This window comes from Turicibacter sanguinis (assembly GCF_013046825.1).
GTDB classification, from domain to species: domain Bacteria; phylum Bacillota_I; class Bacilli_A; order MOL361; family Turicibacteraceae; genus Turicibacter; species Turicibacter sanguinis.
Genome location: NZ_CP053187.1, coordinates 2,910,218 through 2,922,072, shown reverse-complemented (window position 1 = coordinate 2,922,072; position 11,855 = coordinate 2,910,218). Strand labels below are relative to the sequence as shown.

14 protein-coding genes and 1 riboswitch are annotated in these 11,855 nt (G+C 35.0%); of the genes, 12 read left to right on the top strand and 2 right to left on the bottom strand.

All coding sequences use genetic code 11. The annotated features are described in order from the left end of the window. The first annotated feature begins 16 nt into the window (after window positions 1-16). From HLK68_RS14135 to HLK68_RS14085, 11 genes are all read left to right on the top strand, one after another. Complete coding sequence (locus HLK68_RS14135) at window positions 17-718, top strand: DUF969 domain-containing protein (RefSeq protein ID WP_006785374.1); 702 nt, start codon at window positions 17-19, stop codon at window positions 716-718. Then, entirely contained in the window at window positions 718-1,632 is a 915-nt protein-coding gene (locus HLK68_RS14130; RefSeq protein ID WP_006785373.1) for a DUF979 domain-containing protein, read from the top strand. Before HLK68_RS14135 ends, HLK68_RS14130 begins: the two co-directional genes overlap by 1 nt. Window positions 1,633-1,673: 41 nt before the next feature. Further along, complete coding sequence (gene pcp / locus HLK68_RS14125; RefSeq protein ID WP_006785372.1) at window positions 1,674-2,318, top strand: pyroglutamyl-peptidase I; 645 nt, start codon at window positions 1,674-1,676, stop codon at window positions 2,316-2,318. After that, window positions 2,312-2,749, top strand: a complete 438-nt coding sequence (locus tag HLK68_RS14120; protein ID WP_006785371.1) for a gamma-glutamylcyclotransferase family protein — start codon at window positions 2,312-2,314, stop codon at window positions 2,747-2,749. Before pcp ends, HLK68_RS14120 begins: the two co-directional genes overlap by 7 nt. 112 nt (window positions 2,750-2,861) lie before the next feature. Further along, complete coding sequence (locus tag HLK68_RS14115; RefSeq protein WP_006785370.1) at window positions 2,862-3,953, top strand: ethanolamine utilization protein EutH; 1,092 nt, start codon at window positions 2,862-2,864, stop codon at window positions 3,951-3,953. Window positions 3,954-4,396: 443 nt separating this feature from the next. Beyond that, a complete protein-coding gene (locus tag HLK68_RS14110) occupies window positions 4,397-5,041 on the top strand; it encodes a YesL family protein (RefSeq protein WP_006785369.1) in 645 nt (214 codons plus the stop codon). A 10-nt stretch (window positions 5,042-5,051) separates the two neighbouring features. Next, window positions 5,052-5,657: a DUF624 domain-containing protein gene (locus HLK68_RS14105; protein WP_006785368.1), complete on the top strand. Its 606-nt coding sequence runs from the start codon at window positions 5,052-5,054 to the stop codon at window positions 5,655-5,657. 117 nt (window positions 5,658-5,774) lie between these two features. Next, entirely contained in the window at window positions 5,775-6,344 is a 570-nt protein-coding gene (locus HLK68_RS14100) for a sigma-70 family RNA polymerase sigma factor (protein ID WP_006785367.1), read from the top strand. After that, entirely contained in the window at window positions 6,337-7,380 is a 1,044-nt protein-coding gene (locus HLK68_RS14095; RefSeq protein ID WP_129821291.1) for a DUF4179 domain-containing protein, read from the top strand. Before HLK68_RS14100 ends, HLK68_RS14095 begins: the two co-directional genes overlap by 8 nt. A 203-nt stretch (window positions 7,381-7,583) precedes the next feature. Beyond that, on the top strand, window positions 7,584-8,720 hold the full coding sequence (locus HLK68_RS14090; protein ID WP_006785365.1) for a hypothetical protein: 1,137 nt from the start codon (window positions 7,584-7,586) through the stop codon (window positions 8,718-8,720). A gap of 203 nt (window positions 8,721-8,923) precedes the next feature. Continuing rightward, entirely contained in the window at window positions 8,924-9,436 is a 513-nt protein-coding gene (locus tag HLK68_RS14085; protein ID WP_009606226.1) for a hypothetical protein, read from the top strand. Between the two features lie 181 nt (window positions 9,437-9,617). On the opposite strand, the gene HLK68_RS14080 is transcribed toward HLK68_RS14085, so the two are convergent. Further along, on the bottom strand, window positions 9,618-10,211 hold the full coding sequence (locus HLK68_RS14080) for a hypothetical protein (protein WP_006783840.1): 594 nt from the start codon (window positions 10,209-10,211) through the stop codon (window positions 9,618-9,620). Window positions 10,212-10,521: 310 nt separating this feature from the next. On the opposite strand from HLK68_RS14080, the gene HLK68_RS14075 reads away from it, so the two are divergent. Further along, a complete protein-coding gene (locus tag HLK68_RS14075; RefSeq protein WP_006783839.1) occupies window positions 10,522-11,136 on the top strand; it encodes a hypothetical protein in 615 nt (204 codons plus the stop codon). 26 nt (window positions 11,137-11,162) lie between these two features. Here the strand turns inward: HLK68_RS14075 and HLK68_RS14070 are convergent, their stop codons facing one another. Continuing rightward, on the bottom strand, window positions 11,163-11,432 hold the full coding sequence (locus HLK68_RS14070; RefSeq protein ID WP_237701255.1) for a hypothetical protein: 270 nt from the start codon (window positions 11,430-11,432) through the stop codon (window positions 11,163-11,165). A 150-nt stretch (window positions 11,433-11,582) separates the two neighbouring features. After that, a riboswitch (cyclic di-GMP riboswitch) is annotated at window positions 11,583-11,667 on the top strand. The last annotated feature ends 188 nt before the right edge of the window (window positions 11,668-11,855 follow it).

The window sequence follows — 11,855 nt, the reverse complement described above, 5'->3', positions numbered from 1 at the left end:
TAAAAGGAGGAAGGTTATGTTTAGTTTAGTAGGTATTTTAATTATTGTCATTGGTTTTATGTTAAAAATTGATACATTAGCTATTGTAGTTATTGCAGGAATCGTGACAGGATTTGTAGGTGGCTTAGATTTTAATGAAATTTTAACGATTTTAGGACAAGCCTTTGTATCGAACCGTTTTATGACGTTATTCGTTATCACATTACCAGTTATTGGGTTAATGGAACGTTACGGTTTAAAAGAGCGCGCCGCTTGGTTAATTGGTCAAATTAAAAATGCAAAAGCGGATGGAGTTTTATCTATTTATTTATTATTCCGCTTAATTATGGCTGCTTTAAGTATTCGTATGTCAGGACATGTGCAGTTTGGTCGTCCATTACTCTTACCAATGGCAGAGGGAGCTGCAACATCTCAATATAAAGATTTTAAAGAAGAAGATGTTGAATCAATTAAAGGATTAACAGCCGCTTCAGAAAACTATGGAAACTTCTTTGGTCAAAACTTATTCATTGGGGCTCCAGGGGTTATGTTAATTGTTGGATCATTAAATGAGCTTGGGTATACAGTTGATGCTAAGCAAGGACCGATTACCATTGCCCTAACAACGTTACCGATTGCGATTATTGCCTTAGTACTTGGTATTATTCAATTTAGAATGAATGAGAAAAAATTCAAAAACAAATATCAAGTGGTGTCTAAAAAGGGAGGGAATAACTAATGACTAATGTTTTATTAACGATCATTTATGCGATTATCGGTTTAGTTTGTATTTCTTTATCTGTGTTTGCCCTTCGTTCTAACGAGCAACAGGCGAAAGTAGGAACGGCATTATTCTGGTCAATCCTTGGAATTATCTTTATTTTTGGTGATTGGATTCCAGCGAATATCGTTGGGGTATTAATTATTGCGATGGCTGTTTTATCAGCAACGAAACAAGTTAAAGTGGGAAGCTTTAAAACAAGTAGCGAACAGTTTAAATTAGATTCAGCTGAAAAAATTGGAAACAAATTATTTGTTCCAGCATTAGTTTTAGCTGTGTTAGCATTCGTCATTGCACAGTTTACAAATTTAGGATCTTACAATGCGATTGGGTTAAGTGGAATCGGGGCTTTAATCGTGATGTTCTTTATTTCTAAATCAAATGTTAAAGAAGCAAACGATGAGTCAATTCGTTTATTAAGTCAAGTTGGGCCAACAGCTATTTTACCTCAGATTTTAGCAGCGCTTGGAACATTATTTACAGTTGCAGGTGTTGGAGATGTCATTGCAGGTGGAGTAAGTCAAGTCATCCCAGAAGGGAATATTTGGTTGGGTGTAATTGCTTACTGTGTTGGAATGGTAGTGTTCACAGCAGTTATGGGAAATGCTTTTGCAGCCTTTTCAGTTATTACAGCTGGAATTGGGGTTCCATTCGTCTTTGCATTAGGTGCTAATCCATTAATTGCTGGTGCGTTAGCCTTAACAGCAGGATTCTGTGGAACATTATTAACGCCAATGGCTGCAAACTTCAACATTGTGCCGGCTTCTATTTTAGAATTGAAAAATCAATATGGTGTCATTAAAGCTCAAGCACCATTTGCTATCATCATGTTAATTATCCATATTATTTTAATGCGATTCTTGGCATTCTAATAAATACTTGCATCTAGTTGTCGATTAGGAGGATGAATGTTATGAAAAAAGTTTTAGTGACAGGATTTGATCCATTTGGTGGAGAACCCGTTAATCCAGCATTAATGTCTGTGATGCAATTACCAGATGAGATTTTAGGGGTTCAAATTATCAAAAAAGAGATTCCAACAGTATTCGATAAAAGTATTGAGGTTCTTTATCAAACATTAAAAGAGGAACAACCTGATATGGTTATTTGTGTTGGTCAAGCAGGTGGTCGTCCTAATATTACAGTTGAGCGTGTCGCGATTAATCAAGATGATGCGCGTATTCCAGATAACGAGGGAGCACAGCCTATTGACCGTACTATTTTTGCAGAAGGTCCTGCTGCTTACTTCGCAACGTTACCGATTAAAGCAATGGTTCAAAATATGAAAGCAGCCGGGATTCCTGCTGCTGTGTCAAATACAGCTGGTACATTTGTATGTAATCATATCATGTATGGAGCCTTACATTTTGCAGCGACGCAACAACCCTCTTTAAAAGCAGGCTTTGTTCATATTCCTTATGTCCCAATGCAAACAGTTGATAAGCCAACAATGCCATCGATGTCTGTAGCAGATATTGTAACAGGGTTAACGATTTTAATTGAAACAGGAATTAACGTTGATCAAGATGTTAAAGTGACAGGAGGAGCTGTATGCTAAAACATCAAGAAACTGTGTTACCCATCTTTGTTTACGGAACACTAATGGTTGGAGAGCGCAATTATATTGATGTTTTACATGACAACTTAACGCATGTTGAAAATGCCAAAGTAAAAGGCACTTTATATTATTATAAAAAAGAAGATTATCCAGCCTTAATGCCGGGCGAACATTGGATTGAAGGACAACTCTTTTATGTCAACGAACTCCACGAAGTCTTAAAACCATTAGATGAAATTGAAGGATATATCTCAAAAAATAATCCAAGCAACATGTACAATCGAGATATTGTAGAGGTTGTGACGGAAGATGGGAAAATGCTACAAGCTTATGCCTATCGAATTAGTCCAAATTTATTTAAGCAAGAGCGTCAAGAATTTTCAAAAATGCAAGAGCTTAGTTGGAAAAAATTTAATCAAAAAATTTCTTAATTAAAAGGTCTTTGTGAAAGTTCACAAAGACCTGTTTTGTTTCTTTTTGTTACAATTAATGTTAAATTAGTGAAGAAGGAATATAAAAAGTTAAGATAGAAGGTGGATAGATGTGATAACAGATTTAATTTTTTATGTGGTGGCAATCTTTTTTGTGATTGGTGGCCTTGATTTTATGATGGGAAACCGAATGGGTTTAGGCGAATGTTTTGAAAGAGGGATTAAGTCAATAGGTGTTTTAACGCTGAATATGCTTGGAATTTTTTTATTGGCGCCTGTTTTTTCAGATGTATTAAGTCGGGTGTTGACTCCAATTGCGACTCTTTTTCAAATGGATCCCTCTATTTTAATTGGAACTTTTTTAGCTTGTGATATGGGTGGATATCAATTATCAATGGAATTAGCAAATTCCACTTTAATGGGAGAATTTTCAGGAATGGTGATTGCATCAGGTCTGGGTGCAACGATTAGTTTTTCGATTCCGGTGGCATTTGGAATGATTCCTAAAAAAGATATTCCTATCTTTTTAAAAGGAATGGTTCTTGGAATGATTGCCATCCCATTTGGATGCTTTGTTGGTGGAATCATAGCAGGAATTGAGGGTTTAATACTATTTCGTCATATGATTCCGTTATTTGTTGGGGTTATCATTTTATCGACTTTAATTTTAGTGAGGCCCTTATCATTAATTAAATTCTTTAATCTATTAAGTCGGGTTGTGGTTTGGATGAGTTTAATCGGACTGATGATTGCAGGTGCCCAGGCTGTTTCAGGTGTTGAATTTGTAAAAGGAATGGCCTCGCTGGCAGAAGGGGCTCAAATCGTTGTACGCATTGGAATCTTTATTGCGGGTGCGTATTCTTTGCTAGAAATTATTTATCGTTTCTTTAACTCTCAATTAGCGATGATAGGGAGATGGATTGGGGTTAATGATGTGAGCATCAGTGCAATGATTGGTAATCTTGTTAGTAATTTATTGGCCTTTAGTCGTTTTCATGAAATGGATGAATTGGGTAAATTAATTTGTTCGGCTTTATGTATTAGTGGTGCCTTCGTTTTTGGAGGACAGCTTGCTTTTGTAAATTCCATGACTCCCCATATAAGTACAGCCTTCATTGTTTCTAAATTTGTCGGTGGTTTCTTAAGTTTAATTCTTGCTTTATTGTACTGGCAGTTTATAAAAAATAGACAGATGGAATCATAAAAAATATCCGGTGATTAAGCCTCACCGGATATTTTTTTATAGAGTAAAGAAAATCTTATTAAAAGAAAAGGAGAGTTTCAAGTTGAATGAATCAGGGTCTCTGTTCATTCTTTATAGTCTATTCACACGTTGAGAAAAATAGAACAATTTGGTGGAAAATGAAAAAAGTTGAACTGATATCAGTTCAACTTTTCATTCTAGCGTGTTGTGAAAGAGAAATCATTCTTTTGGATGTTTACATTTGAAAAAATCAAATATAAGTGAAAAAGGAGCTCTTTACCTAAGAGACGAATGACGTTTACGAACGATTTCCCTACTTCCTTATTAGTATATGTAAAAATCTCTAATTTAGACTCTTTTTAAACCTAAAATTGGAATAAAAACGATTACAAATTATTTATCTTAAGGTATAATGAAAGAGTAAAAACAGGAGGGGGATTTTTATGGCATCACAATACGATGATAATCTATTCTTTAAAATGATTTATGCGATTAGCGATATCGCTGTTTTATCAATTTTATGGTTTATTGGAAGTTTACCGCTTGTAACGATTGGGGCTTCAACAACGGCTTTATTTTATGTTTGTGGGAAAAAGGTTAAACAAGATGAGCCTAAAATAATTTCTGAATTTATTAAAAGCTATAAAGAGAATTTTAAACAATCTTTTTTGATTACCGGGATTTTAGCCATCTTATGGTATGGGACGTTAACTTACTTTATGATGAGTTTTTCCGCTTTAAAAGAAGGCTTTAATGGGTCAGTTGTGGTCATGTTGGTTTTAGCTTTTGAGGTAGTGATGATGAGTGTTTATATGTGTGCACTTTTAGCTAAATATGAGCTTCGTACAATCCAAATTATTAGAAATTCATTTTTATTTATACATGCTTATTTTATTGAGTCGATTAAAGCGTTTGGTTTAATCATCGCTATCATTTTTTGCTTGCTGCTTGTACCCGGGATTGTGATTGTGTTACCAGGAGCGATTGGATTAACCGGAAGTATTTTTATTCGAAATTCGATTCATAAGTTTTTAGTTCGTCAAAAAGCAGTTGAAGAATTACGTCAAGAACAAGCCATTGAGTGTTAGGGGGATTAGGATGGGAATCTTTAATGCAGATCGGCCTCTTGGAAAAATGTTAGCAGACGCATATGATTTAATGTTATTAAGTGTCTTATGGTTTGTGGGATGTTTACCAATTGTAACAATCGTGACTTCAACAACGGCGCTCTTATTTGTTTGCGGGAAAAAGCTAAGAGGGGAAGAGATTCAAGTAGGTGCTGATTTTTATAAAAGTTATCGTCAAAACTTTAAAATGTCATTCCCGCTTCTTCTTATTCTCGGAATTTTTTGGTTTGGAAGTTTGTTTTATCTATTCATCGGATATCGTTCATTACTGCAAAAAATGACGCTTGCCTGGCTGTTTATCATTATCCTAATTTTTGAACTTGTCGTCTTAACGGCCTTTATTCTCTTATTATTCTCACGTTATGAAACATCAATTTTTCAACTTTTAAAAAATGCTCTCTTTATGTCACATGCTTATCTTCTTCAATCTCTTTTTATTTTCTTGTGGAGTATTGGATTAAGTCTTTTAGTCCTTTTCATGCCTGGATTATTTGTGTTAATGCCAGGCGTCTTAGCTTGCTTAATCAATTATTTTGGTGGAGCTGCGATTGGGCATCATTTAAATCACTCAAAATAATCATTCGGTTTGTGAATGGTTATTTTTTTTATTTTCTTGCAACTTTTTATCCTGTTTATCTCTCTAATAGGTGTCAATTATGATAGCATGGTATCAAAGAAAGGTTAGGCGTAGGATATGGATCGTGTATTAGTAATACCTTGGGTTAAAAAAGTAGAGGAAGTCAGTGAGAGGCAGTTAGCTAAAAAGGCGATAAGAGGAGATCATGATGCTTATGGTGAACTACTTAAGCGTCATAAAGCCTATTTTTATAAAATGGCCTTTAGTTATGTGAAGGAGCAACAAGTAGCCCTTGATATTGTTGGAGAGATGACCTATTTAGGATTGATGAAGATTCATCAATTAAAGAATCCCGATTATTTTAAGACATGGATGACGAAAATTTTGATTCATGTGGCTTTAAAGGAAATCAAGAAGCAGCAGGATGTGATGCCATTATTAGATCAGGTTGATATTCAGGAGGTTAACAAAGGAATTTCGATTGAACAAAAGTTAGATTTGTATGAAGCAATGGATCGATTACGGCCTGAGTATAAAATGGTAATTATTTTAAAGTTTTTTAATGATTATAAAGAAAAAGAGATAGCCGATTTGATGGAGTTACCGCTAAATACCGTAAAAAGTCATTTAAGACGCGCGAAAGAGGAGTTAAATGTTTTATTAAAGGGAGGATGTTTTAATGAATAAATATGATGAGATTTCTTTACCCAATCAATTAGACGATGTGATTAATGAAGGAGTTAAGCAGGCGATGATGATGAAACGTACAAAGAAATTAGGACGTGTGAAAAAGGTAGGAGTAGGATTAGCAGCGGGGCTTACGATTACACTAGGACTTGGATTCACGAATCCAGCAGTAGCTTCTAAGTTACCAGTTATTGGTAATGTCTTTGAGTCAATTGAAAAGAATTTGTACTTCCCAGGTAATTATTCAGAGTATGCAACATCAGTGAATGAAACCGCCTATTCGAATGGAATTGCGATGACGTTGTCGGAAATTTTTAGTGATGGACAGTTTTTATATGTAACGTATGTCGTGGAGAGTGAGAAACCATTTGAACATTTATCCTACATCGTTGGAGAAGCAAAGAATCAGGTCATTGAGGTGAATCAACTGCTTGTAGAAGAGGCCTATAGTAAAGTTGATTTTGATGCGGAATTAGAGGTAATCGGAATTTCAGGATTTGAAGGAAAATTTATTGATGAGCATACGTTTGTTGGCGTGGAGCAGTACTATTTAGGATCAGGAGAAATTCCAGAAGAGTTTACCTTCCAAACAAAGAAAATTGTCGTAGAAAATTGTGCCAATCATATTGATGATGAATCACAAACCACATGGGGAACTTGGGCATTTAAAGTGCCAGTTAAGGTTAATCAAGAGTTATCATCAGTGACGGTTGTTGAAGGAGTAAATGCGAATGGAGCCAGTATTGAACAAATATCAATGACTCCATTTGGAGTCATTGTGGATGCGACTATTCCAGAGGAAGATTGGTCACGATATGATATTCGTGTTTTTGATGAAACAGGAGAAGAGCTTCAGATGAGCCAATTAAGATATTTAGGAAATCAAGGCGTAAAGGGAATTTATCGAGCATCAAAGACTAAAACAGGAACGTTCAAAGTTGTGATTGAAAAACAAATTTGGATTCCTACGGGTGAGGATTCTTATGAACATCATGAAAGTGAGACTATTTTAGAAAGTCTGATTACAATTAAATAAATAAGGAGCCTGTGATGGCTCCTTTTAAATCTTAAAGAATCGGTTCTTAGGGGGATTTTTTTAGTTATATTTGAACGGAAAGGTCTAAGTTTTGCAATTTATTAAAACTTTAACCAATCATTGCTGATTGATTTTATTTCATGTAGTGAATGAAGGGAATTTAGAATGTTATGTGGTATAATTAGAAAAAATGGAGGGGAATCATGAAAAAAGGGATAAGTATCTTTATTTTAAGTATGTTATTAGCTGGATGTCAGTCTGTGACTTCAATGCCACAGCAAGAAATCGTAGAGGATAATCAAGGGGTTGAAGAAGAAGTCGAAGAGCTTTCTGATGTGCTGTTTAATCTTAATGAGCTAGGCGATGAGTATCTGCAGCCTTTGACGTTTTTAGGACGTCTTGGAGGTCATGATCTTTATTTGACAGTGCCATATACGCTAGATCATCAGGCCATTCTTTATCAGATGAGTGCATCTCGTTTAGATGTCATCAAAGAAGTGATGCTTGGGATGAGTGTTTTTAAGGTAAAGATTCTTGATAATCAATTGTATGTGATAACGGAAGAGGAGTTATTTATTTTTGATGAAGAGTTAGAAGTTGTTCAGGTAGAGGGATTACCTGATGTTATCAACGGAGAGGGGAAAATTTTGGGGTGTGACTTTAATCAGGATTTAACGATGATGAGTTATAGCAATACGGAGGGGCTTTGGTTATGGAATCAGGGGAGTGAACCGGTTTTGTTAGCCAAACCGATTTATTATGATGCTCAAAAGTTACTTGAAGTGTCGTATTATGGAATGCCAACGTTTATTAATAATGGACAACATTTAATAGCAGAAATCGGGGGATATGAAGCGGCAGCAGGATATTTGATCTGTGAATTAGCGTCACAGACTTGTGAAAAATTAGAGGTTCCTGCTCAAGCGAATATGATGGATTTAGCTTATAATGAAGATTACTTACAAATGTTTGTATATGAAGAGGATGATTTTGTCATGCGCTGGTTTGGGTTAAAGGAGCAGCAGTTTTTGGAGGGGGATTTGATTGAGTTTGAACCGGTAGAAGGGGAGACTCGAGAGATTATGGATTATATGCAGCAAGGAAATGAAATGGTAGTGGCGATTGGAATTAAAAATGAGGGACAGTTTTTTCCGAAATGGATTGATATTGAGCGTTATGAGATATTAGAAGATGGAATTTTAGAATTTTTAGAGCAGTTGACGATAATTGAGGACATTAAGGTCGATTTAATTGGATTTACCCAAGAAGGTAAAGTCATTTATTGCCTAGATCATGATGATTTAGGCTATTCGCAGCGAAATTTTTACGTAACGGAATAAAAAAAGTCAACAAATCAGAGGAAGCCGACATATATTGAAAAATATAGAAGGCTACTCTGATTTTTTTAGTTTGAGATTTGCTATGAGCTATTTTGCAAGCAAAAATTAAAAAAAGTTTTAGAGGCTTTCTTGATATAATCGACAAGAGGTCATATAATAGTGATGAAAAGGAAAGGGTTTTCAAATAAATGGGGGAGAATATGATGAAAGATGATAATTTGAAGGTTGTGTTACCAAATCATTTGAGAGGACGAAGTTTGGATACGAAAGTCATCCCCATGCTTTGTCATTTAAAAACAACATTAAATCATTTAGTGGAATTAAAAGGTGATGCTTCTTTATTAAAACAATGGGAGAAACGAAGTTATCGTGCCTATTGTTTAGGTGAAATTCAAGATTTGATTGTGGAGAGTTATCCTGAGGAATGGCCTGAAATTGTAAAAGAGCATATTTTGAGCAAAGATGTGAATGACTTAGGAGCGAGTTGTATCGATATTTATTTAGTCGCTTATGTGACTGAAACATTTGGTGTTGGTAAAGATGTTTTTATTGATTATGTGAAGTCAGCTGGTATTTCGACGAAAGATAATACAGCGAGTGCGATTTGGAAAGTTGGAAAAGCTGATGGGATTTATTTGGGGCTTTTAAATGGTGATGGATCGATTCGAGATATTAATTTTTTTAGACAATGGACTAAAACTGAATTTGTCTTATAAGGTGATGATGATTATTAAAAATTGAAATAAGACATAGGAGTGTAGGGGCCTATGTCTTTTTATTTTATGTAAGATGGTATCACTATTGGTTTGATACCTGTTTAGATAGGGGGCGTTTATCCGTTGCTTTTTTAGAATTGACACCTCAATGTAAAAAGAGGAAACATTAAGTTTCCTCTTTTTAGTGAGCTTCAGTTGTATCAATGGTATGAATGGTAACTTGTGTTCCATCTTGTTCAATGTCACCGATAATATCACCTGTTTCGGAAAGACCGATGAGTGAGAAATTTTCTCCTGTAAAATCAGGAGAATAGGCCATCCAAATATAGGTTCCCTCTATATCAGATTCGATAATTTTAGCGCTATGAGCGATGCTAAAAGACGGCTCTGTAATTAAGACTTCATGTAAGTTTTCATCTGTTGTGATTCCTGCATAAATCGTATAGGGAACATCTTCTGTTTTTTGAAGACTGACATAAGAAAGACCAGCTTGTGCTTCTAAATTTGAGATTTCATAAGCAATGTTGTAATCCATAAATTCATAACCTGAAAAGTTACGATTGACATAGGCGATAGATAAGGAATCCGTTCCGATGGTTCGATACAGTAAAATGCTACCATCTTCTGTTTTTTTCTCATAAAGGATTTCAATGGAATCAGCACCGGCGACAGACATGGCTTCTTCTGCTGTTTTAGAGGCTGTATTATATTGACAGATATAAACGATAGATAAAACAGTGACGAGTAGTGAGATACTAATGACAATTTTTTTCAATGGTTAATCCCTCTCTTCCTTAATATGCTATAGTATACAAAAGAAGAAAGAGATTTACGACGTGATTGACAAATGTTTTCAAAATTAAAAAAAGGAAGTGAACCATTAAAACAAAAAGGGGCAACATCTTACATAAAAAAAGTCTGCATTTTGAAAGATATTCGATTTAAAGGAATATTTGTCTTTTTCCATCCGCCTCATTTTATGAAAAAGTTAGGTCTATTTTGAGATTTTTGTCAATATAATGTAAACATGTAAACGAGCTGTCAGATACACGGCGATATTTTATGGATAAAGGGGACACGGATAGATGAAAATGGAGAAATTTTTGAAGGATGAGAATTGTTTTGAGGCGTTCTATGGAGGACGATATCGTTATGATCATTTAGTGAGATATCAATTAATGGATGCTTCGATTATGATTCCGAGACAGTTAGAGGTATTAATGAATTTGGATGGTTATGACTTAATGGCTATTGAGGGACAATCGAGCGTTGATTCTCCCCTTACTATTTCGATTACACGTCAACAACTCGATGAGGGGATGACACCTGTTATGAAAAATCAACAGTTGTTAATGAGAAAGTCTGCTGAAATTAAAGGAATTAAAGTGGATGGTTATCAGGGGATGATTATTAAAAATGACCTTGGGTTTAAAGGGTGTGAGACCTCTCTTATTGTGGTGGTGAATCAAATCATGATTAAAGTGACGGTTTTATTTAATGAATATTTTGTAAATATGGATGAGGTAACGAATAAAATTTTAAAATCTTTTCACCTTAACTTGCCACAAGATCCGAGTAATGCCTCAGTAAAAGAGATGAAGGCAATACCGATTCATGCAGATGAAGAGAGCTTGTCTCACACATTAAATCGGGTGAAGAAATTATTTAAGGGACGTTTTATTGCCAAACAATTAGCCTAAAAAAAGCACTTTTATCAAAAGTGCCTTTAAAAATCTGAACTCATGATACCGCCTACTATCTCAACTAGTTCACTTAAACGTTTTTTGACGGTCTCTAATTCTTTTTTACTTTCATTAAAATCAGCCTGTAAAGACCAGAGATGACGATACAGAGATTGAACTTGCTCTTCTGAAATGAAAGGATCTTGCTCATGAGCTTCGATGTTTTTTTCAACTAAATCCATTTCGTGTTGAAGTTCAAAGAGATGATCTTGCAACGCATATTGCTTATTGGTTAATTCCATGTGAATTTCCACGACACTCAAAATAATTCCTCCTTTTTAAAAGTAGTTTGGCTATTTTTAGATTGATTATAACAAATACGGTGACAAAGTTGACACCCTATTTAGGGTATACAATGGAATTTGTCTTCGTTATAATTAAACATGAAGAAATCGTAGGACATGCAATCAAATAGACAAACTTAAGGAAATTTAAGGACGCCAAGCTACAGGGCTTAACTCAAGATGATGATGCTAGCTAGTTGCCATAGAAGGTAAGATAGATTCTTTTATGTTTAATGACACCTGTTTTTAGATAAAATGGCAATCACCTGTTTGCGGTAGTGTGAGGTTGCAGTCATTGAATCTACGGATTCTTTATTGGACCTGATCATAAAGCATCTCAAAAACGTTATGATCTAGGCTACTCATTCATTTCAATCTAGGACTCAAGCAATG

What these genes read in the sequence shown, in the direction of transcription:
- HLK68_RS14135 (WP_006785374.1), top strand. Translation starts at nt 17, where the DNA reads ATGTTTAGTTTAGTAGGTATTTTAATTATTGTCATTGGTTTTATGTTA.
- HLK68_RS14130 (WP_006785373.1), top strand. Translation starts at nt 718, where the DNA reads ATGACTAATGTTTTATTAACGATCATTTATGCGATTATCGGTTTAGTT.
- pcp (WP_006785372.1), top strand. Translation starts at nt 1,674, where the DNA reads ATGAAAAAAGTTTTAGTGACAGGATTTGATCCATTTGGTGGAGAACCC.
- HLK68_RS14120 (WP_006785371.1), top strand. Translation starts at nt 2,312, where the DNA reads ATGCTAAAACATCAAGAAACTGTGTTACCCATCTTTGTTTACGGAACA.
- HLK68_RS14110 (WP_006785369.1), top strand. Translation starts at nt 4,397, where the DNA reads ATGGCATCACAATACGATGATAATCTATTCTTTAAAATGATTTATGCG.
- HLK68_RS14105 (WP_006785368.1), top strand. Translation starts at nt 5,052, where the DNA reads ATGGGAATCTTTAATGCAGATCGGCCTCTTGGAAAAATGTTAGCAGAC.
- HLK68_RS14100 (WP_006785367.1), top strand. Translation starts at nt 5,775, where the DNA reads ATGGATCGTGTATTAGTAATACCTTGGGTTAAAAAAGTAGAGGAAGTC.
- HLK68_RS14095 (WP_129821291.1), top strand. Translation starts at nt 6,337, where the DNA reads ATGAATAAATATGATGAGATTTCTTTACCCAATCAATTAGACGATGTG.
- HLK68_RS14090 (WP_006785365.1), top strand. Translation starts at nt 7,584, where the DNA reads ATGAAAAAAGGGATAAGTATCTTTATTTTAAGTATGTTATTAGCTGGA.
- HLK68_RS14085 (WP_009606226.1), top strand. Translation starts at nt 8,924, where the DNA reads ATGAAAGATGATAATTTGAAGGTTGTGTTACCAAATCATTTGAGAGGA.
- HLK68_RS14075 (WP_006783839.1), top strand. Translation starts at nt 10,522, where the DNA reads ATGAAAATGGAGAAATTTTTGAAGGATGAGAATTGTTTTGAGGCGTTC.